Source organism: Mycobacterium sp. MMS18-G62 (assembly GCF_053877835.1).
On record NZ_CM132662.1, the window covers coordinates 5,094,354 to 5,116,783 of the forward strand.

The 22,430-nt window shown below is 66.8% G+C and carries 25 protein-coding genes; 12 read left to right on the forward strand and 13 right to left on the reverse strand.

From position 1 onward, the window contains the following. Positions 1-903 carry a sterol desaturase family protein gene (locus ACWW36_RS25370; protein WP_456142620.1) on the reverse strand — a complete coding sequence of 301 codons (903 nt, stop codon included), beginning with the start codon at positions 901-903 and terminating at the stop codon, positions 1-3. Positions 904-985: 82 nt separating this feature from the next. Further along, the gene (locus tag ACWW36_RS25375) at positions 986-2,533 is read right to left on the reverse strand and encodes a carboxylesterase/lipase family protein (protein WP_456138699.1); all 1,548 of its coding nucleotides are present in this window, start codon (positions 2,531-2,533) and stop codon (positions 986-988) included. 98 nt (positions 2,534-2,631) lie between these two features. Between ACWW36_RS25375 and ACWW36_RS25380 the strand changes: the two genes are divergently transcribed. After that, positions 2,632-2,970, forward strand: coding sequence for a DMT family transporter (locus ACWW36_RS25380; protein WP_456138700.1), 339 nt, complete (start codon positions 2,632-2,634; stop codon positions 2,968-2,970). Further along, positions 2,970-3,293, forward strand: a complete 324-nt coding sequence (locus ACWW36_RS25385) for a DMT family transporter (protein WP_456138701.1) — start codon at positions 2,970-2,972, stop codon at positions 3,291-3,293. Before ACWW36_RS25380 ends, ACWW36_RS25385 begins: the two co-directional genes overlap by 1 nt. On the opposite strand, the gene ACWW36_RS25390 is transcribed toward ACWW36_RS25385, so the two are convergent. Genes ACWW36_RS25390 through ACWW36_RS25400 form a run of 3 tightly spaced genes read right to left on the reverse strand, consistent with a single transcriptional unit; the run spans position 3,262 to position 5,958 of the window. Further along, positions 3,262-4,431: an MFS transporter gene (locus ACWW36_RS25390; RefSeq protein WP_456138702.1), complete on the reverse strand. Its 1,170-nt coding sequence runs from the start codon at positions 4,429-4,431 to the stop codon at positions 3,262-3,264. The genes ACWW36_RS25385 and ACWW36_RS25390 overlap by 32 nt on opposite strands. Positions 4,432-4,441: 10 nt before the next feature. Next, positions 4,442-5,344 carry an SDR family NAD(P)-dependent oxidoreductase gene (locus ACWW36_RS25395; protein ID WP_456138703.1) on the reverse strand — a complete coding sequence of 301 codons (903 nt, stop codon included), beginning with the start codon at positions 5,342-5,344 and terminating at the stop codon, positions 4,442-4,444. Further along, on the reverse strand, positions 5,341-5,958 hold the full coding sequence (locus ACWW36_RS25400) for a TetR/AcrR family transcriptional regulator (RefSeq protein WP_456138704.1): 618 nt from the start codon (positions 5,956-5,958) through the stop codon (positions 5,341-5,343). Before ACWW36_RS25400 ends, ACWW36_RS25395 begins: the two co-directional genes overlap by 4 nt. Before the next feature lie 53 nt (positions 5,959-6,011). On the opposite strand from ACWW36_RS25400, the gene lysA reads away from it, so the two are divergent. The 3 genes from lysA to ACWW36_RS25415 all read left to right on the forward strand — a co-directional run bounded on the left by lysA (position 6,012) and on the right by ACWW36_RS25415 (position 9,940). Beyond that, entirely contained in the window at positions 6,012-7,289 is a 1,278-nt protein-coding gene (gene lysA / locus ACWW36_RS25405) for a diaminopimelate decarboxylase (protein WP_456138705.1), read from the forward strand. 20 nt (positions 7,290-7,309) lie between these two features. Then, positions 7,310-9,454, forward strand: a complete 2,145-nt coding sequence (gene malQ, locus ACWW36_RS25410) for a 4-alpha-glucanotransferase (RefSeq protein WP_456138706.1) — start codon at positions 7,310-7,312, stop codon at positions 9,452-9,454. A 78-nt stretch (positions 9,455-9,532) separates the two neighbouring features. Continuing rightward, positions 9,533-9,940: a hypothetical protein gene (locus tag ACWW36_RS25415; protein ID WP_456138707.1), complete on the forward strand. Its 408-nt coding sequence runs from the start codon at positions 9,533-9,535 to the stop codon at positions 9,938-9,940. Here the strand turns inward: ACWW36_RS25415 and ACWW36_RS25420 are convergent. Continuing rightward, a complete protein-coding gene (locus ACWW36_RS25420; protein WP_456138708.1) occupies positions 9,937-10,371 on the reverse strand; it encodes an SRPBCC family protein in 435 nt (144 codons plus the stop codon). The genes ACWW36_RS25415 and ACWW36_RS25420 overlap by 4 nt on opposite strands. After that, the gene (locus tag ACWW36_RS25425; protein WP_456138709.1) at positions 10,371-11,204 is read right to left on the reverse strand and encodes a lysophospholipid acyltransferase family protein; all 834 of its coding nucleotides are present in this window, start codon (positions 11,202-11,204) and stop codon (positions 10,371-10,373) included. The genes ACWW36_RS25420 and ACWW36_RS25425 overlap by 1 nt, the downstream gene beginning before the upstream one ends. Positions 11,205-11,274: 70 nt before the next feature. Between ACWW36_RS25425 and ACWW36_RS25430 the strand changes: the two genes are divergently transcribed. Genes ACWW36_RS25430 through ACWW36_RS25450 form a run of 5 tightly spaced genes read left to right on the forward strand, consistent with a single transcriptional unit; the run spans position 11,275 to position 16,015 of the window. Next, complete coding sequence (locus ACWW36_RS25430) at positions 11,275-12,174, forward strand: metal-dependent hydrolase (protein WP_456138710.1); 900 nt, start codon at positions 11,275-11,277, stop codon at positions 12,172-12,174. Continuing rightward, positions 12,174-13,277 (forward strand): PDR/VanB family oxidoreductase, encoded by a 1,104-nt coding sequence (locus tag ACWW36_RS25435; RefSeq protein WP_456138711.1) that lies wholly within the window; start codon positions 12,174-12,176, stop codon positions 13,275-13,277. The genes ACWW36_RS25430 and ACWW36_RS25435 overlap by 1 nt, the downstream gene beginning before the upstream one ends. A 22-nt stretch (positions 13,278-13,299) precedes the next feature. Then, complete coding sequence (locus ACWW36_RS25440) at positions 13,300-14,682, forward strand: serine/threonine-protein kinase (protein ID WP_456138712.1); 1,383 nt, start codon at positions 13,300-13,302, stop codon at positions 14,680-14,682. Beyond that, positions 14,679-15,554, forward strand: coding sequence for an LLM class F420-dependent oxidoreductase (locus tag ACWW36_RS25445; protein WP_456138713.1), 876 nt, complete (start codon positions 14,679-14,681; stop codon positions 15,552-15,554). The genes ACWW36_RS25440 and ACWW36_RS25445 overlap by 4 nt, the downstream gene beginning before the upstream one ends. After that, a complete protein-coding gene (locus ACWW36_RS25450) occupies positions 15,551-16,015 on the forward strand; it encodes a nuclear transport factor 2 family protein (protein WP_456138714.1) in 465 nt (154 codons plus the stop codon). Before ACWW36_RS25445 ends, ACWW36_RS25450 begins: the two co-directional genes overlap by 4 nt. Here the strand turns inward: ACWW36_RS25450 and ACWW36_RS25455 are convergent. The 5 genes from ACWW36_RS25455 to ACWW36_RS25475 all read right to left on the reverse strand — a co-directional run bounded on the left by ACWW36_RS25455 (position 15,972) and on the right by ACWW36_RS25475 (position 20,471). Further along, entirely contained in the window at positions 15,972-16,457 is a 486-nt protein-coding gene (locus ACWW36_RS25455; protein WP_456138715.1) for an NUDIX domain-containing protein, read from the reverse strand. The genes ACWW36_RS25450 and ACWW36_RS25455 overlap by 44 nt on opposite strands. Positions 16,458-16,539: 82 nt before the next feature. Then, on the reverse strand, positions 16,540-17,829 hold the full coding sequence (locus ACWW36_RS25460; protein WP_456138716.1) for an HNH endonuclease signature motif containing protein: 1,290 nt from the start codon (positions 17,827-17,829) through the stop codon (positions 16,540-16,542). Positions 17,830-18,027: 198 nt separating this feature from the next. After that, complete coding sequence (locus ACWW36_RS25465) at positions 18,028-18,219, reverse strand: hypothetical protein (protein WP_456138717.1); 192 nt, start codon at positions 18,217-18,219, stop codon at positions 18,028-18,030. A gap of 32 nt (positions 18,220-18,251) precedes the next feature. After that, positions 18,252-19,595 carry an NAD(P)/FAD-dependent oxidoreductase gene (locus ACWW36_RS25470; RefSeq protein ID WP_456138718.1) on the reverse strand — a complete coding sequence of 448 codons (1,344 nt, stop codon included), beginning with the start codon at positions 19,593-19,595 and terminating at the stop codon, positions 18,252-18,254. Positions 19,596-19,613: 18 nt separating this feature from the next. Beyond that, positions 19,614-20,471, reverse strand: a complete 858-nt coding sequence (locus tag ACWW36_RS25475; protein ID WP_456138719.1) for a hypothetical protein — start codon at positions 20,469-20,471, stop codon at positions 19,614-19,616. A gap of 70 nt (positions 20,472-20,541) precedes the next feature. Between ACWW36_RS25475 and ACWW36_RS25480 the strand changes: the two genes are divergently transcribed. Both ACWW36_RS25480 and ACWW36_RS25485 read left to right on the forward strand, forming a co-directional pair. Next, complete coding sequence (locus tag ACWW36_RS25480; protein ID WP_456138720.1) at positions 20,542-21,162, forward strand: TetR/AcrR family transcriptional regulator; 621 nt, start codon at positions 20,542-20,544, stop codon at positions 21,160-21,162. Positions 21,163-21,177: 15 nt separating this feature from the next. Then, positions 21,178-21,990, forward strand: coding sequence for a hypothetical protein (locus ACWW36_RS25485; RefSeq protein WP_456138721.1), 813 nt, complete (start codon positions 21,178-21,180; stop codon positions 21,988-21,990). Between the two features lie 58 nt (positions 21,991-22,048). On the opposite strand, the gene ACWW36_RS25490 is transcribed toward ACWW36_RS25485, so the two are convergent. Next, positions 22,049-22,429 (reverse strand): PPOX class F420-dependent oxidoreductase, encoded by a 381-nt coding sequence (locus ACWW36_RS25490; RefSeq protein WP_456138722.1) that lies wholly within the window; start codon positions 22,427-22,429, stop codon positions 22,049-22,051. Between the last annotated feature and the right edge of the window lies 1 nt (position 22,430).

Here is a 22,430-nt window from a genome sequence, read left to right on the forward strand (position 1 = left end):
TTAGGTGCGAACTCTGGCCGATTCGTCGGCGGCTGAACCGCGATCGACATCGAGTCGACGTTGCGCCGGTTGCCAGCCGGGCGGCCCGAAGATGTAGCCGAGCTTGTCGCGCCAGCGCGCCGCGTGCCGCACATCGCGGGCGATCGCCACATATTCGTACGTCTGCAGTTTCCAGACGTTGAACGTGTCAACCTGTTTGGTGAGGCCGTAGTGAGGGCGCGTGGTCTCCGCCTGAAAGCTGCCGAACAACCGGTCCCACAGGATGAAGATGCCGCCGTAGTTGCGGTCCAGATACTGCTGGTCCATGCCATGGTGCACCCGATGATGTGACGGCGTGTTGAAGATGAATTCGATTGGCCGCCAAAGCTTGTCGATGCGCTCGGTGTGAATCCAGAATTGGTAGATCAGATTGATCGAGAAGGAAAGGAACACCAGCCACGGCGGAACACCGAAGAGCGGCAACAGCGCCCGCAGGACAACGTCGCCGCTGATGTTCCACTTCTGCCGCAGCGCGGTGGCGAAGTTGAAGTACTGGCTGGAGTGATGAGCTTGGTGGGTCGCCCAGATCAGCCTTATCCGGTGGGCCATCCGGTGATAGACGTAGTAGAGAAGGTCCACGCCGACGATGGCGATCACCCACGTGTACCACTGCGTGGCCGGCAAGTGCCACGGCGCGACGTAGACGTAGAGAGCCGCATATCCCAGCAGCGCCAGGCCGTTGAGCAGCCCGCTGGTCCCCACCGATACCAGGCCCATCCGGATGCTGGCCCAGGCGTCTTGCTTCAGGTATGCACCGGCAGGCGCGCGCTCCGCCTCGGTGTGCGCGAGCTTGCGGGCGGCGGTCCACTCGATGATCAAGAAGAGCAGGAAGAAGGGGACCGCATACATCACCGGGTCGTGCATCAGCGGCGGCAGCACATCCGAGAATGCGTTTGCCAGGTCCACGGTGACACCTCCCGGGCCAGTCTAACGACCCGGCGGTGAGCTACCGAAAGTTGAGTACCGCGCTGCCCCACGTGGCGCGGATGTGCAGATCGATGTCGTTGACGACCGCGTCCCGCTTGTCGATGATCAGGCATGCGCGGTCGGCTTCGTGGTAGGGCGGCCACTCCGGTTCGCCAGGCAAGCCGTTGGGCTTGGCCTCGACGGCGAAGTTCACCCAGCGAGCCCGCATCCGCGCCGATACCGCTGCGCCCGTCTTCATGCCTCCCAGTTTGAAGGTGAAGTCCTTGGGTCCCGCAATGAGATTGCCCCAGACGTAAGGCAATTCGGTGGCGTGGGTGGCGCCGATTCCCATCGCTTTCAGCATGGGCGTTGCCCAGTCGAATCGGTAGAGGTAGACGGGCGCGACAGTGCTGTGTCCCTCGGCCAGCCATACGGACGGCATCCGGAATCCGACGTCGCGCGCGACGCCCATCCCCCTGGTCTTGGTGCGCCTGCTGCGGTAGACGGCCCCGATCGCCTCTTCCGTCGGCAGTTGCACGTCGGGTTGTTCGGCGGCCATCTCGGCGAACATCCGCCGGATCTCATGCGGCGTGATCGGCATCAGCGGCGACTTCATCCACTTGAACAGCGCGGCCTCGTGCTTGTTGGTGCCGATGACCAACGGCACCGGATGGGAACGGCCTTCGCGTGCCAACTTGACCGGATAGTCGGGCACGAGGTCGCCGTCGACGATCGGCGCGAAGGCCAGCAGTCCAGGGCTGCGCAGTGGCACGTCGTTGAACAGTGCCCGCGAGGCCGCCACGATCGCTTCGGCCGGCACCTCACTCAACCGATCGACGCCGTCGGGCGCCACGCCCAGAGTGTCGAGGAACTCTTCGGCGACCCGCCGGCCACGGACGGTGTCGTACACCGACGTGGCGGGTGAGCTTTGGGCGATCGCGGCGCTGAACAGCCCGGCCGCGACCGGGGTGGTCAGCAGTGTGGTGACGATGCCCGCGCCCGCCGATTCGCCGAATAGTGTCACCCGGTCGGGGTCCCCGCCGAATGCGGCGATGTTGTCGCGCACCCACTGCAAGGCCAGGATCACGTCCCGCAAGCCTGGGTTGGAGTCAAAGCGTCGTTGGGGCGTCGAAAACGTCGACAAGTCAAGGAATCCGAATGCCCCGACGCGATAGTTGATCGTTACGACCACTACCTCGCCGTCAGCACTCAAGACCGTGCCGTCGTAAAGCGGTTGGCTCGCCGAACCGAAGATGTAGGCGCCGCCGTGAATCCACACCATCACCGGCTTGCGGTCGCCCGCGGCGGTGTCCGAGGATGCCCAAACGTTGAGGGTCAGGCTGTTCTCACCTTGTGGCGCCCCAAGGTCGATGGGAATCCGCGGCTCGACCGGTTGCGGGCAGACCGGTCCGAACCGGGTCGCATTGGCGACCTCGCGCCAGGGCTTCGGAGGTTCGGGCGCCCGCCACCTCCGGTCGCCGGTCGGGGCGGCGGCATACGGCACGCCTTTCCACACCTTTACGCGGCCGTCGTCGCTTCCACGGATCGGCCCGTAACCGGTGTCGACCACCGCGCCTGCGTTTGCCATCGGGACGATCGTACGGGCTGCCAGCGCTAAACTGCGCCACCTGCGACCCCGGTGCCGCGGAAGACTGCTCCACCGCGACGGTCGGCTACTCTCGCCCGGTGCGCAAGTGGGCGCTGCTGGCCGCAGCCATCTTGATCGAAGTTGCGGCGACTTTGTCTTTGCGGGCTTCCCAAGACCAATCGGCCTGGCTCGTCGTGGTTGTCGCGGGATATGTCGGCGCCTTTGTCTTGCTCACGATGGTGTTGCGTACCGGAATGGCCGTCGGTGTTGCGTACGGCATCTGGGGTGCGTTGGGCACGGCGGGAACCGCCGTTCTGGCCGCACTGCTGTTCGGGGACCGCTTCACATGGCCGATCGCGGCGGGCATCGGGTTGATCATCGCCGGTGTGTTGCTCGTCGAATTCGGTTCGCAGCCCGCCGAAGCCGACGAATCGTGATGTGGTGGGCGCTGACCGGCGCGATTCTGATCGAGGTCGTCGCGACGCTGTCACTGCGCGCCTCTGACGGCTTCCGCAGGAAGGCCTGGCTGGTACCCGTCATCGCCGGCTACGCCGCGTCGTTCTATCTGCTGTGGGTGTCGCTGGGGCTGGGTATGCCGGTCGGCATCGCCTACGGCGTGTGGACGGCGTGCGGCGTCGCGCTGGTCGCGATCCTGGCCCGTTTCCTGTTCGCTGAGCCGCTGACCTGGACGATGGCCGCCGGTATCGCGCTCATCATCGCGGGCGTACTCACGATCGAGATGGCAGGCGCCGTGCGCTGAGCGCGCCCGATAGCGCGATCACCAGCAAGCCGGCCACCGGGACGGAGAGCAGGCCGACGCGCAGGCTGGTCGCGTCGGCGATGACCCCGACGATCAGCGGTGCGCCGAAGAATCCGACCCGCATCAGCCACGTCACCGCGGTCAGCCCCGTGCCAGGACGCATGCCGGGCAGTTGATCCGCGCCGTGCATCGCGGCCGGTATCAGCGTCGCGACACCGAAGCCGGCCGCGGCGAAGCCCGCGATGGTCCCGGGCACGGTCGGAAACGCCAGCGCGGCGCCCATTCCCGCGGCGGCGATGAACCCGCCGGCGCGTGCCACCGAGCGCTCGCCGAACCGGTCGACGAGCCGGTCACCGATCATCCTGCCGATGAACATGAATCCGACCAACGCGACATATCCGAATGCCGCCACCGGGCCCGGCGCGCCGAGGCTGTCGCGCAAATACAATGTGGCCCAGGAACTTCCGGCGTCTTCGACGGTAGCCCCTGCGATCGCGATGACCACCAGCGCGACGAGGGTCGCATACACGGCGACGCCGGCGCCTCCCCCGTCCGCGGCCCGCGCCGACGCGTGCTCGTCGTGGTCAGGACCGCGCAGCAGATACGGGTATGCGACGGCGACCACCGCGCTGAACACGACCGCCGCGACCGTCAGATGCGTTGCGCGAGAGATGTGCAACGCGATCGCACCCGCGCCCATCAACCCGCCGACGATCGCGCCGACCGCCCATACGGCATGCAACGAGTTGATGATCGACCGGCCGTAATTGCGCTGCACCCGCAGCCCGTGTGCGTTCTGCGCGACGTCGGTGATCGCGTCGGACGCGCCGGCGACGAACAACGCCGCAGCCAGGACGAGGGGCGTCGTGGCCAGGCCCGCGACGACAACAAACACGGCGATGCCGACGGTTCCGACGACCGCGACCCGCGACGAGTAGTAGCGCCGGATCAACGTCGCCGCCGCCAGACCGGCCACGAGCGCCCCGCCAGAGAACGCGGCAATCGCCGCGCCGTAGACCGAGTTGGACAGATGCAGGTCCGCTTTGATCTCCGGGTAGCGCGGCAACAGGTTGGCGAACAGCGCGCCGTTGGTCAGAAACAGCGCCGCGGTCGCGATCCGGGCCTGCCGCAGCGCCATTCACGCAACACTACTTGGTCACATGCGCCAGCAATCGCTCGCTGGTCTCCCACAGATCGAGCGCCTTGCCGCGGTCATAGGAGTCGGCCGAAGACTTGATTGCGGTGCGGCCGGAGAAGTATTCGCCGGTGACGCCGTCGAATCGGTCATCGGCCGCCAGCGCGGCGAGGAGGCGGCCCGACGCTCGGGTGCTGCGCACACCCGGCAGCACGCGAAGGGCCGGTAACAGATAGCGCCACGCCAGCCGCTGCAGCGGCGGATAGTCACGTGCCAGGCCCGATCCGGGCATCAGGCCCGGATCGAACGCGTTGACGGTGATTCCCTGTCCGCCGTGACCGAGGCGGCGGTCCAGCTCGTACGTGTAGAGCGCATTGCACAGTTTCGAGGTGGTGTAGCGGCGCCTGCCGTCCTCAGCGGTGGGCGCCCCGGCGGGCAGCGCGAGATCGGCGGCCGAGGTGTAGCGCGGATGGGGCATGCCGGTGCGCTTGGCCGGATCGTGCGTGCCGCTGCTGACCACGACGATGCGCGCGGGCCGGGCCAGGTCGTCGAGAATGCCTTGCACCAGCGCGAAATGGCCGAGGTGGTTCACGCCGAACGTCATCTCGACGCCGTCTTCGGTGGTCTCGGTGCCCGACACCACCTGCACGCCCGCGTTGCACACCACCGCGTGGATGGGCGGCAAGCCGGCTCCCCGCACGTTTCGGATGAACTCGCGCACCGAGCGCAGCGATGCGAGGTCCATCTCGAGGACCGTGCAGCGATCCGGCTCGCCCAGTTGGCCAACCGCGTCGGCGCCGCGGTTGACGTCGCGGACCGCGAGAACGACGTGCCAGCCCTTGGCCAGCAGCTCGCGGGCGCATTCCAATCCGAGGCCCCTGCTGGCCCCTGTGACGATGGCGGTTCGTGTGTTCACTTGTCCTCCAAGGCAATCGGTACGAGCGTTGCGAGCGCTTGCCACAGCCGCCGATACATCCGTTCGACGTCGGTCGAGTCTGGCTCGAGGTGCTCGGCGAAGAACACACCGTCCGACAGCGCGACCGCGAAAGCGGTGAGTTCGGCGATGACTCGCTTCGCCTTGGCCGCCGGTGTGCCTGGGGGCAGCATCGCGGTGATGCCGTCGCGGAACCGCTCGATCGCGGTGTCGCGCACCCGGCGCACCACCTCGGCGACGGCCGGATCGCCGCTGCGTTCCAGCGACAGCATGTAGAACAGCCGCAGGAAGTCGGGATGCTGCGACTGCAGGTGCGCCAGCACGTCGAGCCGCCGTTCGGCGCTGCCATCGGTCGGGATCTCCGCGAAGAATCGTTCGGCGCCGCGTTCCATGACCGCGGCCAGCACGCCCTCCTTGGACCCGAAGTGCCAGTAGATCGAGCTCGGCGGCAGCCCGCACGCCTTGCGGATATCGCTGATCGACGTGGCGGCGTAGCCGCGGGTGGCCATCAGCCGCTCGGTGGCGTCGAGGATCAGCTCGCGGGATTGTTCGCCCTGCTGCTGCTTCTTCGTCGGCCGCGTCTCTGTAGGGATCATTACAGACAGACTATGGCCGTGAGTTCATGCTCGTCAAGTGGCACGCTGGGGCCGTGCATTCCCTACCCACGAGCGAGACCGAGGAGTTGATCGGCCTCTTCCCGCCAGGGACGAGGCTCGACGGCGACGGCACGCTGGTGGTCGGCGGGTGCCGGCTCGACGACGTCGCCGAGCAGTTCGGCACGCCAGCGATCGTGGTGGCCGAAGACGCCTTACGGCAGCGGGCGCGCGACTATCTGTCTACGTTCCGCAGCCGATGGCCACGATGCGACGTGGCGTTCGCGTCAAAGTCGTTCCCGTGCACGGCCGTTCAGCGGGTCATGGTCCAGGAAGGGCTTCACCTCGACGTCGCGGGCGGCGGCGAGATACTGACCGCGCTCAAAGCCGGCGCCAACCCTGATCGGCTGGTGCTGCACGGCAACGCCAAGTCCGACGAAGAACTGGTGATGGCCATCGCGAACGGCGTCGGCCTGATCGTGGTCGACAACTTCGACGACATCGACCGGCTCGAGCGCCTAGTGCCCCGCGGCCACGTCCAGCCGTGCCTCGTGCGCGTCATCCCCGGCGTCGAAGCCGCCACGCATGCGTCGCAGGCGACCGGCCATGCCGGATCCAAGTTCGGGCTGTCGCCTGACGATGCGCGTCAAGCGATCGCGCGGATCGAACGCAGCGCCAAACTGCGCCTCGACGGCGTCCACACCCACGTCGGCTCCCAGCTGCTCAACGTCGAACAACTCGCCGCCGCCGTCGAACCCATCGCCAAGCTGGGCACCTTCGAGGTCTACGACCTCGGCGGCGGACTCGGCGTGCGCTACACCTACGACGAGCATCCACCGAGCCTCGACGACTACGTCGACGCGATGATCGCTCAGGCCAAGGCGCTGCTGCCCGAAGGCGCCCGCATCATCGTCGAGCCCGGCCGCAGCATGGTGGCCAACAGTGCATGCACCATCTACCGCGTGACCACCGTCAAGCGCGGTGTCGTCGTCCACGTCGCGGTCGACGGCGGCATGGGCGACAACCTCGAGGTGTCGCTGACCGGTCAGCGCTTCGAGGCGACGATCGTCAACCGGGTCGGCGGTGGCGAGATGGTCAGCGTGGTGGGCCGCCATTGCGAATCCGGCGATCAGCTCGTCGACGGAGTCCCGCTGCGTGACCCCAACGTCGGCGACCTACTGGCGGTGCCCGTCACCGGCGCGTACTGCTACACGATGTCCAACCAGTACAACGGAGCCAGGCGCGTGCCGGTTATCTTCGCGCGCAATGGGTATCCGCGGCTCGTGGTGCGACGCGATACCTGGGACGACTTGTTGATCCGCGATGTGGACTGAGAACGTGCAAGATTGCTCCCATGACTGACCTGCCCGCATCGCTGGTCGAGCTGGCCCGCCGCTACGGCGTCGCAACGGAATTCGAAGACTGGACGGGCCGGCGCACGCCGGTCGCGGACTCCACGCTGATCGCGGTGCTCGACGCACTCGGCGTGGCCGCCGCGACCGAGGGCGAGCGGGCAGCCGCCCTTACCGGACACGATCGCGACTACTGGGCCCGGCCACTGCCGCCCACAGTGGTGGCGCGCCACGGCATCGCGTCGTCGTTCTGGGTGCACGTCACCCACGGCGATCCCGTCGGACTGTGGATCCGGCTGGAGGACGGCAGCGTTCGGACCGGCCTGCGGCAGCTCGAAAACAACAGGGCGCCTTATGATCTGAACGGCCGGTTGATTGGTGAGGCCACCTTCGAACTGCCGAGTGACCTGCCGATCGGATATCACCAATTGCACCTTCAGGTCGGCTCTTCCGACACCAGCACGGTGGTCATCGTTTCCCCCGCTTCGCTGGAGCTGCCCGCCAGGCTCGGATCCAGCCGTTCATGGGGCCTGGCCACACAGCTATACAGCGTTCGGTCGCAAAGATCCTGGGGCACAGGCGATTTGACTGACCTGGCCGACCTCGCCGTGTGGTCAGCCTCGCAGCACGGCGCCGGCTTCGTGCTCGTCAACCCGTTGCACGCGGCCGCGCCGACTCCGCCGATGGAGCCTTCGCCGTACCTGCCGACGTCGCGACGGTTCGTCAACCCGCTGTATCTGCGCGTGGAGGCGATCCCCGAGTTCGCCTACGTCCGCCAGCGCGGGCGCATCCGTGACGCGCGTGCCAAGCTCCAGGCCCGCGCCGGCCGGCGGGACCGCATCGACCGCGACGCCGCATGGAAGGCCAAACGTGCCGCGCTGAAAAGCGTCTACCTCGTGCCGCGATCGGCAGGCCGCGAGCTCGCATACGCCGCTTACCGCGCCCGCGAAGGGTCGAGCCTCGACGACTTCGCCACCTGGTGCGCGCTGGCCGAGGAGTACGGCAACGACTGGCACCAATGGCCGGAGGAACTGCAGCACCCGGCCAACGCCGCCGTCAAGGAATTCGCCGCCGCGCACGCCGACACCGTCGACTTTCACCGCTGGCTGCAGTGGCAGCTCGACGACCAGCTCACCGCCACGCAGGCGACCGCTGTGCAGGCCGGCATGGACCTTGGCGTGATGCACGACCTCGCCGTCGGCGTGGATCCCAACGGCGCCGATGCCTGGGCTCTGCAGGATGTGCTGGCGCTCGGCGTCACGGCGGGCGCGCCGCCCGACGAGTTCAACCAGCTGGGCCAGGACTGGTCGCAGCCGCCGTGGCGGCCCGATCAGCTGGTCGACCAGGCATACGCGCCGTTTCGGGCGCTGGTCAACGCCGTGCTGAGGCATGCGGGCGGCGTGCGCATCGACCACATCATCGGGCTGTTCCGGCTGTGGTGGATCCCGAAGGGATCGCCGCCGACCGAGGGCACCTATGTGCGCTACGACCACGAGGCGATGATCGGCATCGTCGCGCTGGAGGCGCACCGCGCCGGGGCCGTCGTCGTCGGCGAGGACCTCGGCACGGTGGAGCCCTGGGTGCGGGACTACCTGCACGAACGCGGGCTGTTCGGCACGTCGATCCTGTGGTTCGAGGCCGACCGCGACGGAGACGGCGGTCCGCTGCCTGGTGAGCGGTGGCGCGAGTACTGCCTCTCGTCGGTCACCACCCACGACCTGCCGCCGACCGCCGGCTACCTCGCGGGCGAGCATGTGCGGCTGCGGGAGAAGCTGGGGCTGCTGACCCGACCCGCGACCGAGGAACTGGCCGCTGACCAGCAGCAACAGGCCGCGTGGCTGGCCGAGCTGCGCCGAGTCGGACTGCTCGGCGACGATGTAGACGGCACTGGCGTCGACTCCATCGTTCTCGCGCTGTACCGATATCTGGGCCGCACACCGTCCAAACTGCTCGCCCTGTCACTGGCCGACGTCGTCGGGGACCTGCGGACCCAGAACCAGCCGGGCACCACCGACGAATACCCGAATTGGCGGGTCCCGCTGAGCGGGCCCGATGGCAAGAAACTGCTGCTAGAGGATGTTTTCACCGACCCTCGAGCCGCCGCGCTGGCCGAAGCGATGAACCGGATCGTCCACCCGCCGGTGTAACGCCTGAGGCCTGATCTCCGGTTTCACATTTGTCACCGCTGCGATATGTTCGCACCGCACCGACCTAGGAGAGATCACGTGAAGAAGCTCGTAGTGCTCAGCGGTGGCCTCGTGGTCGCCGGCTCGGCCGCCGTGATCGGCGCAGGTGTTGCCCTCTCGCAGCCGGCGCCGGACATGAGCTCTTACAACGTCGTCGGGGAGCAGTACCAGAAGGCACTGCAGATCCTCAAGAGTGAGGGCGTCAAGGCGTACTTCGGCGGCTCGTTCGGCAGTGTGCTGCCGCAGTCGCAGTGCCTGGTCGATCAGCAGAAGATGACCTCGCAGGGCCGGATGCTGCTGATGCTGGACTGCAGCCAGAAGGCGGCCGACATGATCGCGAGCCAGACGCCTGCCGGCGGTCCGACCGTCGGCTCCAACGGCATCACGACGGTGACGCCTACCCCGGTGGTGCCGATTCAGGGCGCTCCTGGCGCGGGGGCCGGCTAAGCCTCGACCATTCGGCGCAGGTTCTTCAGCGTCTCGGTCATATTGCGGCCCACCTGCCGGGCCGCGACCCGATCGGCGATCAGGCCGAGCAAGCCACCCGCCGATTCGTAAGCCAGGCGGAAGGTCAGCTTGGTGCGGCCGTCGTCGCAATCTCGCAGCCTGAACCGCCCGCGCAGCGACACCCCCGTGATCCCGATCCACGCCAGCTCACGCGCAGGATCGAACTCGATGACCTCGACGACCCCGCCGATCGGGACCGAACCGACCTTCCAGTGCACGGTGTAGCGCGCGCCCAGCCGCGCGGGTCCCTCGGTCAGCGTCTCCCAGCGCTCCAGGCTGGCCATGAACTCCGGATAGCAGAGCGGGTCGCTGACGACCTTCCATACAGTGTCGCGGTCGGCGTCGATGACGCACTGCCGTTGGACACGCATCAGCCGATCACCGGGAATCGACGTTCGCCCGCCAGCCGGTCCACGCCAGCCTGCAGGCTCTCAACGACCTTCTTGTGCACCACGTCGTCGTCGCCATCGACGTCGATCGGGTCCTGCGCCTCGACGACGATCTTGGCCGGCAGCGGGATATGGCCGGTGAGGTCGCTGATCACCAGGCCCCACGGCGGGGCCAGCCCGATCGGCACGCTCTTCAGGCGCAACAGCTTGTCGACCATCAACAACTTCGCCAGCCACTGACCCCGGCTGAGGAACAGCACACTCTCCTGGCCGCCGACGCTTGCGATCGGCACGATCGGTACGCCGGCCTCCCGAGCAAGACGCACGTAGCCCTTGCGACCGCCGAAGTCGACTTTGTGCCGTTCCCAGAACGGGCGGAACACCTCGTAGTCGCCGCCGGGATAGACGAGCAGCGCGGCGCCGGATTCCAGTGCCAGCCGGGCGTTTTCGTGGTTAGCGGCAACGGTGCCGAACTTGCGCAGCGACGCGAGAGGCGGCGCGGAGACGACGAGGTTGTGGGCAAGTTGATAGAACGGCCGCTCGACTCCGAAGTACGAGCAGAACGCCAGCGTGAAGACGAACGTGTCGGGCGGGACGTTGCCGCCGCTGTGGTTGCCGACGAGCAACACAGGGCCCTCGGCGGGGATCCGGTCCAGCCCGCGCACGTCGGCGCGGAAGTACAGCGACGCCAGCAGCCACAATCCCGGCAGCTGGTCACGGATGTAGTCGGGGTCGCGCTGATCGAGATCGGCTTTCGGGACGCGGCTGGTGACCTGGTGTCTGGCCCACTGCACGACGTCGCCCATTCCCGCCATGCGGGTCGTATTGACGAACCGCCAAAACCTGAAACCTCCGTTCCCACGTACTTCGCTAGACTCCACAGGCATGTTGAGGCCGCACCGTTTCGACAACGAAGTCGATCCCGGGCCCGTGCAGATCCAGGCCCGCAAGGTCCATTTCGACGTCACCGACATCGGTTTGCACTGGATTCCCGGCCACCCGGTGGCCAGCAATGTCGTGAGCCTGCTCAACGTCGTGCTGCCCGCCGCGGAACGGTGGTTCGTCGACACCTTCAACGAGGCACTGCCGCTGGTGAAAGACCCGAAGCTGGCCGACGACATGCGGGGCTTCATCGGACAGGAAGCCACCCATGCCGACATCCACGAGCAGATGCTGCACTCCTACATGGAAGTCAACGGCATCGACCCCGCGCCGATACTCGACCAGATCGAGTACGTCTTCGAAAAGATGCTGGCCCCAACGACTTCCACCGATCCCAAGCGGAGGCTCAACCACCTGTGTGACCGGCTGTGGCTGATCGCGGCCATCGAGCACTACACCGCCGTCATGGGCGATTTCGCGCTGAACTGCGCATGGGACGACCACGGCGCCAACCCGACGTTGGTTGACCTGTTTCGCTGGCATGGCAGCGAAGAAGTCGAACACCACAACGTGGCCCACGACGTCGCCGTGTACTTCCACGACAGCTACGTCGACCGGATTCGGGCGATGATGATGGCGGTGGTGATGATCTTCGTGTTCTTCCAGCGCGCAGCCTGGTACCTGGTCAAGACCGATCCCAACACCGACATCGGTTGGTGGAAGTTCACCCGGCTGAGGATGGCCGACTCGAAGCTCGGGCTACTTCCTAAGTACCGCAAGCTGTTTGGCTCGAACACGCTGATGTACTTCCGGCCCGGCTTCACGCCGGAAGAGATGGGTTCGACGGCTCAGGCCGTCGCCTACCTCGCCACTTCTCCCGCAGCCCGCGCCGCGCATCTTTGATGGGATTGCTCGATCGGTACCGTCAGGCGCCCCCGAGCGCCTCGGGCCGCTCCCGTCACGACGTGCTGCTGGGTTTCGCCGATGCCGCGCTGACGGGGCTGTGGGCGATATCGGGTGCGATCCGTCGGATGTCGCCGCCGCCCGAACCCGATCGCACCATCGCGTTGACGGTGGCAGACCGTCAGATCGTCGCCCATGATCAGGACGTGATAGCGCTGCGTTTGCGGCGCTCCGACGGTGGACGGCTGCCGCGCTGGCATCCCGGTTCCCACATCGACATTCATCTGCCCAGCGGCCTGCAGCGGCAGTACTCGCTGTGCGGAGACCCGGACAGTCAGGATGCGTATCGCATCGCAGTGCGGCGCATCCCCGACGGCGGCGGCGGTTCGATCGAGATGCACGACCTGAGCGTCGGGGCGACGGTGACGACGCACGGCCCGCGTAACGCGTTTCCCCTGACCGTTCCTGGTTTCGGCTCGCCGGCGCGGCGCTTCCGGTTCATCGCGGGCGGAATCGGGATCACGCCGATCCTGCCGATGCTGGGTCTGGCTTCGCGCCTCGGCGTCGACTGGACGATGGTCTACGCCGGGCGCAGCCTTTCGAGTCTGCCGTTCGTCGACGAGGTCGCTCGATACGGCGAGCAGGTGCAGATCCGCACCGACGACGTCGACGGTCTGCCGACCGCATCGGAGCTGCTTGGCGATTGTCCCGACGGCACCGCGGTGTATGCGTGTGGGCCTGCGCCGATGCTGACCGGCATCAGGTCAGCGCTGGCCGGCCGGGGCAACGTCGAGCTGCATTTCGAGCGGTTCGCCGCACCGCCGGTGATCGACGGCAAGCCATTCACGGTGTCGGTGGCGTCGACGGGCCAGACCGTGGCGGTTGGGGCTGACGAGACGCTGCTGTCGGCACTGGGCCGGGCCGGGGTGCACGCGCCGTACTCCTGCCGGCAGGGCTTCTGCGGAACATGCCGCACTCGCGTGCTCAGCGGAGCCGTGGATCATCGCGACACGCTGCTCACCGACCCCGAACGCGAGGACGGCATGATGCTGGTCTGCATCTCGCGGGCCGCAGAGGGCTCGCAACTCACGCTCGACTTGTAGCCGGGTCTCGTACTATTCGCCCATGCCGTTGGCCGATGGTGCGACGTTCGCCGGTTACACCGTCCTGCGGCTGCTCGGCTCCGGCGGCATGGGCGAGGTCTACCTGGCGCAGCATCCGCGGCTGCCCCGTCGGGATGCGCTAAAGGTCCTGCCCGCTTCGGTGTCGGCGGACAAGGAATACCGCGAACGGTTCAACCGCGAAGCCGACATCGCGGCCACGCTGTGGCATCCGCACATCGTCGGCGTGCACGACCGCGGCGAGTTCGAGGGCCAGCTGTGGATCTCGATGGACTACGTGGAAGGCACCGACGCGGCGCGCCTGCTGCGGGAGCGCTATCCGAACGGGATGCCGCAGCAAGACGTCGCCGAGATCATCAGCGCGATGGCCGATGCGCTGGACTACGCTCACCAGCGCAACCTGCTGCACCGCGACGTCAAACCGGCCAACATCCTGGTTGCCAATCCCGAATCGGTCGACCGGCGAATCCTGTTGGCTGACTTCGGCATTGCCCGCTGGGTCAACGACATCAGCGGGCTGACGGCGACCAACATGACCGTCGGCACCGTGTCATACGCCGCGCCAGAGCAGCTGATGGGTCAACAGCTCGACGGCCGAGCCGATCAATATGCGTTGGCGGCCACCGCGTTTCACCTGCTGACCGGCTCGCCGCCTTTCCAGAATTCGAATCCCGCCGTGGTGATCAGCCAGCACCTGTCCGCGTCGCCGCCGGCGATCGGTGACCGCCGTCCGGAGCTTTCCGCGCTCGACCCGGTGCTGGCCAAGGCGCTGTCGAAGGACCCGAAGGATCGGTTCGAGCGGTGCGCCGACTTCGCCCGCGCGCTCGGCCACCGGCTTGGCGCGGCGCCCTCGGCGGATGAAGGTGGCACGACGTTCGCGCCCGCACTGGGCGCGCCCAAGCGATCCTTGTTGCGGGCCGGCGTCATAGTGCCCGCGGTCTTGGCGGTGCTTCTCGTCGCGGCGGTTGCGGTGGCGCTCATGGAGTTTCGTCGCGCCGACCGTCCAGAATCGGCGACCCCGACCGCCCAGCCGACCACTGCGACCTCGCGGGTGGTGACGTCACCACCCTTCACGCCATTGCCTCCGCCGCCGGAGCCAGTGCAGCCACCCGTGGCGGTCATCGGTGCCAGGTGCTCGCCGGTGGGCAGCACCGCGACGACCGCCGACGGCGCCACCGCATATTGCTCGACGCTTCAGACCACCGGCGCCTCGATCTGGTCACTGAACCAGGGCGATGTTCCGAGCCCAACGGTCACGACCGAGCCGACCGAAGAGCCTGCGCCTATCGAAGAGGAGTCGCCCGTGCGCGTGTGCATGCAGCAGACCCACCAGACATGGCTGCGGTGCCGTGAACAAATCCGCCGCAGCAACCTTGGGCTGCCGTGAAATACGCTGTCATAGCTCCGGTCGCGGCCGGTGTCACCGCCGACCCGGAGTGGATGGTCGCGTTCGCGCGCCATGTCGAGGCATGCGGTTTCGAATCACTGGTCGTCGTCGAGCACACAGTGCTGATGACGGAGTACAGCAGCGTATACCCCTATGACGCCTCCGGGCGCGTGGAGTTGTCCGCGGACTGTCCGGTACCGGATCCCCTTGACCTGCTGGCATTTCTGGCCGGCGTCACGTCGCGGCTCGAACTGGCGACGGGCGTGCTTGTCTTGCCCAACCACCATCCCGTGGTGTTGGCCAAGCGGGTGGCGACGGTGGATGCGTTGTCGGGAGGACGGCTTCGGCTGTGCGTGGGCATGGGATGGCTGAAGGAGGAGATCGAGGCGTGCGGTACACCTTTCGCCAGTCGCGGGCGGCGCGCAGACGAACAACTCGAGGTGATGCGGCTGCTGTGGGATGAGCACCCGGAAGGGGCAACGTTTCACGGTGAGTTCTTCGACTTCTCGAATGCTGCGTGCTATCCCAAACCTGTGCGGCGCGTGCCGATTCACATCGGCGGCCACAGCCGCGCGGCGGCGCGCAGGGCAGGCAGACTCGGTGACGGCTTTCAGCCGCTCGGCGTCGGCGGATCCGAGCTCACGGACTTGATCGCGTTAATGCGCGAGGAGGCAAGGCGAGCCGGCCGTGACCCGGACAGCCTGGAGCTGTCGTTGGGACATCTGGTGACGAAGATCGACGCCGACCGCGCTGATAAGCTCGCGGCGCTGGGTGCTGACCGCGTGGTGTTGGCGATGCCGATGATCGGTGACATCGGGGAAGCTTGCGATCGCGTTTCGGCGTGTGCACAGAGGCTGGGACTGACGTCATGAGTCTGAACGCGTTCGACCGGTTGGCGTTGAGCGACCTTGTCCACGTGTATGCGTCGGCTGTGGACGACCGTCGATTCGATGACGTGGTGGAATTGTTCACTGAGACAGCAGAATTGCGGCTGCCTGATCCGCCGCGGGCGTTGGAGCCCGTGCGTCATGAGCACGGACGAGACGGTGTGCGCGCCGCCATGGGAGCGCTTGCGGCGGTGGCGCGGACCGAGCATGCGATTGTCGGCGAGGTATACGCGCCGGGCGACAACGCGGATTACGCGTTGGGGCGCATCACCTGCATCGCACATCATTGGACCGTCACCGACGGGCAAGCGAGTGACCTGGTGTGGCATCTGCGCTATGACGACGAGTACCAGCGCACCCGCGGCGGCTGGCGTATCCATGGCCGGGCGCTCACCATCAACGCTATCGAGACGCGTCCGGTTCGCCGCCTTCGAGAGCATCCATGAGGCGGTCGAGCAGCGGGCGCTGACCCTTGAGCAGTTTCTCGTGCGCTTGGTCGACGGGAAACCAACCGACGAGGTCGATTTCGGGATACTCCTTGATGTTCCCGGATCCCTTCGGCCATTCGAGCGTGAAGGTGTTGCTAAACGTTCCGTCGAGGTCGAGGTCGCCGCGGACGGCGAAGGCGGTGATGAGCTTTCCGCTGGGTTGTTTGAGTGGTGCGAAGTCAATGCGGGGCCCGTCGGGCGGAGTCTTGCCGAGTTCCTCTTCGAATTCCCGCTGCGCGACGGTCCACGGGTCTTCGCCTTCGAGGTACTCCCCCTTCGGGATCGACCACGCGCCGTCGTCTTTGCGTGCCCAGAACGGGCCGCCGGGATGCCCGATCAGCACTTCGACAACGCCGTCGACGACTCGGTAAAGCAGCAGACCTGCGCTGAGCTTGGGCACGTCGGCCAGCCTACCGGTCCGGTGAATTCGCTTGCGTCACTGTAGGTTCAGGGAATGGTGGCGACGGACCGCGGTGAGCTGCTTAGTTGGTGGTGGGTGGTGGTTGGGGTTGGAAGGGTTGGTACCACCACCAGTCGGCGCGTTCGCCGGTGGGCCCGGGGCACGGTGCGACCGCGGGCGGGGGTTTCGTCGGTGGCCGGGCCAGCGAGGCGGCGCTGAGCCGTCGACCGGAGCTGTCGGTGACGCATAGGGCGTCTGCGGGTCCGGTGATGGTGATGACACCGCGATGGTGTAGCCGGTGGTGATATGGGCATAGCAGCACCAGGTTGAACAACTCGGTGACCCCGCCGTCTTCCCAGTGCCGGATGTGGTGAGCATGCAAACCCCGCGTGGCACCACAACCGGGGACCGCACACGTGCGGTGGCGGTGCTCCAGGGCGCGGCGCAGCCGCCGATTAATCAACCGGGTCGCCCGCCCGGCACCGATTACCTGCCCGTCGCGTTCAAACCACACTTCACAAGTGGCATCACACGTCAAATACCGGCGGTGGGCATCGGACAGTAGTGGACCCAGATGCAGCGCGGCGATGCGCTGTTCCACGTCGACGTGGGCCACCACCGTGGTGTGCTGCCCGTGCGGGCGGCGCGCCACCTCGGCATCCCACCCCGCCTCCACCAGGCACATAAACGCCGCACCGGTGCCCGGAAACGGCGGTCTCTGGTCCGATGCGCTGTCGCCGTGGCCGCGTTTGTACTCGGCGATCAGCGCATCACGATGCGACGCCAACGCCGCATCAAACTTCGCGGACTCCAGGTGCGGCAAGGTGATCCGCCAATAGGTGAACCGTTCATCGCAGGTTTTGGTGATCGAGACCTGCGGTTCAGACCCACACTCCGGCTCGGCTTCGACTTCGGCTTCGGCTTCGGCTTCGGGTTTGGGTTCGGGTTCGGGTCGCGGTTCCAGCTTGACCGCCGTCCGCAGCTGGTTGACCGTGGCCACCGCAGCCAACTCGGCGTAATGCTCATCAGAACCATCGGCGGCGTGCGCGGCGATCACCCCGACCTGATCCAGCGACAACCGACCCTCACGCATACCCGCCGCGCAGCGGGGAAACTCCTCGATACGGTGCGCCACCGTGGCGATCGTGGCCGCACTGGCCGATGACAAGCCCAGTTTCCAGGCCACCAACGCCGCCACCGACCGCGCCCCCGTCATACCGCACAACCCGTCGCGATCGATCTCGGCGACGATCTCGACAATGCGCCCATCAATCGCATTACGTTGCCCGGCCAGCTCCGCCAGCTCGTCAAACAACCCATCAAGACGCTCAGCAGGACTCACCACCACAGCAGCCGATGCGATCAAGGACATACCGTCATCATCGCGGCCGGGTAGGACGAGTTCGGCTCCGATCAAACCAACGACCCGAAACCTGTGGACGACATCGCGACTGGGGATAACCGGAAGAAGTGGCGCCAAACTGTCAGTGAGTTCTGCTAGTGGCCTGAGCAAACGGGCCGACGGACAAGAATCCGACGGCGTTCTGAAGACGGACGGTCCTCGTGTCCCCTAGTACTTGCGGTCGCTCTCGCTGTCATCGAAGAACGCCCAATGGCCGTCGTCGGCCTTGACTTCCATGCGCCAGCCCAGTTCCGGGTCGGCTTTTTGGTCGACGAACCAGGCGTGCGCGTCGTCGGCGCTCTCGATGTCCTTCGTGTCGACGACATCGCCCTTCGGGTTCAACACGCGATATGTAGCCATGCGCGTAGCTTTCCCGGTCTGCGGGATTTGAATCAGTCCGGTTTGGGCATCGGGATGCCCTCGCTGGCCGCGAACTGCGCGTCCTCCTCCGACGCCAGCCCCATCGAGACCACCGATCGGTCGAAGAACACATCGGTCAGATACGCCAGTGCCACGGCCCAGCGATTGACGAACCGCGGGATCGCGTACAGGTGGTATGCGCGGGTCACTGCCTTGGCGGCGTACCCCGACAACTGGATGTTCATAGGGTTCGCGACGGCGTAGCGCGGACCGAGGTCGACCACCAGGCCCATGTTGCGGTGCTTGTACTGCTTCGGGCTGCCATAGCCAAGGCTGGCAGCGACGTTGCGCGCCAACACTTTTCCTTGCCGCGTCGCATGTTGCGCGGTCGGTGGAGTGATCTTGCCCGGCTGCGTCACGTCGGGCACCGCGGCCGCATCGCCGGCGGCGAACACATCCGGATGCCCGGGCACCTGCAGGTCCGTCTGCACCTTCAGCCGACCCTTTTCAGTCGGCAACCCCAGCTTTTCGATCAGCGGAGCGCCGGTCACACCCGTGACCCAGGCGACCGTGTGCGTGCGAATCAGCGAATCATCGCTCAGCACAACATGTTCGGCGTGCACTTCCTTCAGCGTCACGCCGAGCCGGACATCGATGCCACGCGCCTTGAGCACCCGCATCGCCGCGGCTCCGAGCTTCTCCCCCACCTCGGGCATGACCTGCTCGGCCAGATCCAGCAGCACGAACTTCACGGCGGCCGGATCGAAGTTCATCTGCTTGGCCGCCGAATCGGCCAGCGCCCGCAACTGAACCGCCAATTCGGTCCCCGAGTACGACGCGCCGACCACCACGATCGTCCGGCGCGCCGCGGCCCGGCCGGCATCGTCGTCGACGTCGGCCAGCTCGAGCTGCTCGAGCACGTGATCACGCAGGAACAGCGCTTCGGCCGTCGACTTCAGCCCGCGCGCATGCTCTGCAAGCCCCGGCACGTCGAACAGTTTGGTCACCGATCCCGGCGTCAGGACCAGGCGATCCCACGGCAATGCGCGTGAACGCTCTTCGGGATCGGTGAACATCACCGTGCGCCCGTCGAAGTCGACGGTGTCGACCCTGCCGCGAATCATCTGCACACCCCGAAGCGCATTGGCAAGCGGAATCGCGACGAAACGCGCGTCGACCACGCCACCGGCGACGTCAGGCAATAGCGGTGTGTACAGCATGTAGTCGACCGGCGAGATGATCGAGATGTCGACCGTTGCGTTGTGCTTGCGGAGTCTTCGGGCCAGATGGCGGGCGCACTCGAATCCTGTGAATCCGCTGCCGACGATTACCACGGAGGTTCGCTCCTCGCGCAAGCGCTCGTCGGTGGAGGTCATCGACCCCCACAATACGTGCTACGGACGGTGCAGCAGCGTGCCGAATTTCATCGCCAGCCAGGGCTTGCGGCCGCCCGGACGCAGCTGTCCGCGCAGCACCGGAGACCACTGCGGTATGCGCCCGTAGCCCAGCAGCAGGAACGCCACCGGCTCCGCGGAGATGACACAGTCGGCCTTCTCTCCCGCCGCGGTGACGATCGCCGTGCCGTCGTGGACGGCCAGCCGGTAGCCCGCTCCGCCGCGCATGCGCAGCTCGAAGGACACGTGCACCCCGGCCGCCTTCTTCGGCCGCAGGTATTGCGGCGCGACGGTCAGCACGCCGGGAATCACCAACAACGCATCGGTAGGCGCGACCGCCCACTCCCTTCCAGCGGCGCGCGACACGTCGAGGCCGTGCACGAGTTGCTCGCCCAGCAGCAGCGCGGCCATCGTCGACGGGCCGATCACAAGACCGTTCGGCGTCGGAATCCGGGCACGGGTGTCCGCCGACGCCGCGACGTCCAGATAGGTGGCGGCCGCCTGCTCGAGCATGTCGGCGAGCCGATGCAGATCCCGCTCGGGGATCTCTTCCAGGTGTCTGGCGTTGACCTTGGCACTCAGCCGCGACGGTGACTCCATCGGCCGATTGGCATGGGTCATATAGCCGTTCGCATGACGTGTCAGTGCCTGGGTGTAGTCACGAAGGTCACCGACGACGTGCGCAGCGGTCTCGGCAGCGGTCCAGATCAGACCTGGCGCTAGAGCGTCGGGCCGGTCGATGTTGCGCCACAGGTCGGCGGTCCTGGATACCGCGTCCCGCAGGGCGTTGAGCGTTGGGCCGTACTCGCGGCGAGTGTCCTCGGCCGGCCCGTGGAGATCGACGGGTGCTGATGTCATAGAGCGACTATTTCACATATTATCACTATGTCAATAGGGTATGCTCGGTCTCAATGCATAGGAGCCTCAGATGTCGGACCCGGCGGCCGAACAGCCCGCCTCGCTGCGCGCAGAGCAGGTCGCGCAGACCCGGGCGGCCTTGATCGCTGCCGGTCGGCGCTTGTTCGGCGAACATGGCTTTCGGACCACGTCGGTCGAAGACCTGGCCAGGGAGGCGCGCGTCACGACGGGCGCGCTGTATCACCACTTCCCCACCAAGACAGCGCTTTTCGAGGCTGTGTTCGTGCAGGCGCACACCGACTTGATGAAGGCGTCGAAGCAGGCGGCGCAGGGCGCGTCAGACGGCGTCGACGAACTCGCCCGCGGCTTCGAGGCATTTCTCGACGGCGTGCTGCAGCCGGATATGCAGCGCATCCTGATCGTCGACGGGCCGGCCGTGCTTGGGCTGGCGCGCTACACCGAGCTCGACGAGCGCTATGCCCACGCCGTGATCGTGCACGCGCTCACGGCGGCCGCGAAAGCTGGCACGATCACAGTGGAGGACCCCGAAACCGCCACTCGGCTGCTGCTCGGGGCCCTGACCCGCGGCGCAATGCTGATCGCGAACTCCCCCGATCCCGTCGAGACCCGCCACGCCGTCGCCAAGTCCATGCGCGCGCTGCTGGGCAGCTTCACTCCGCACGGCGGATGACGGATGCTGGACCCTATGACGCGTCCGCGCCCGCTGCGCCGCTTCGACCCGTTCCGGCCGATCGACATGCTGTCGTCGCTGTGGTCGACGGCGGCGGTCGCGCCGGTGAGCAGCGGCGCCGCCGCGGCCTACCGGACGCTGTTCATGACCGTGCGGCGGTTGGTGGTGGGACGGCGACTTGCCGTTCGGCTCGACGAGGGCGACCTCACGCTGACGGTCACGGAGTTCGACTCGCGGCTTGACGTGCGCGGGTTGTCCGTCGGCCAGCTCAACGACGTGCGGCTCGCCGCGCGTGAGATTCGCTGGGGCGACAACGTGTTCGACCGGGCCACCGTCGTGTTGCACAACGTGCACATGAAGCCCACCGCGCCCCCGGTGCTGGTGGCCGCGCCGGTGGAGCTGACGCTGGAGATACCCGCGCCCGTGCTCGACGATCTGTTTTCCTGGGCCGCCCCGCGACTGTCCGGCGAGGTGGGCCCGGATGGCATTGCGCGGCTCCGACTGGCACGCCGGCCCATGCTCGGCAACCTGGAGGTGGACGCCGAGCTCGACGGCACCACGCTCTGGCTCAAACCGCGCGCCATGGCCTTCCGCGACTCACGGTGGAGACTGCCTGCGCGCACTCCGGCCTACCCAGTGCGGCTTCCCGAACTTCCGCACGAGCTGATGCTCACGAGCGTCAGCTTTGCACCCGGCGTGGTGTGCCTGTCGGGCTTGTTACCCGAATGGCGGATGGATGTCCCGCGAAAACGCTTGGAGGACATCATCAATCAACTCAGCGTGGTGGGCGTGCCGCTGAATGTGTACCGGTTGGGCCGCCTCTTCTAGCGAGTCGCCCCCACCACGACGCCGTACTTCGAATTGGCCACGTCAGCGAAGGTCACGGTCACGCGGCCTTGATCTCCACGCCGACGCTCTTCTTGTCCAGTCCACGCACCTTGACGTAGACGCCGAACAACCAGCCGAGCACGCCATATCGCTTGTTGATCGCGCGTTGCACGTCACCGGCTTCGGACTTGTCGAGAACGCGCGCGACGGCTTCGATCGACTCGCTCTTCGGGTTGCCGCGCGGGTCGCATACCGCCACCGTGACCCGCGGAGTGTTCCGGATCCGCCTGACCTTCCACGAGTCCTGCTCGGTGATCACGAGTAGTCGATCGCCGTCGGGTGCGGCCCAGATCGCGGTCGGCTTCGGCGTGCCGTCCTTAGTGAACGTGGTCAGCAGAATGTATTTCGCCTTGGCGATGTCGTCGAATGTCGGAGCCATG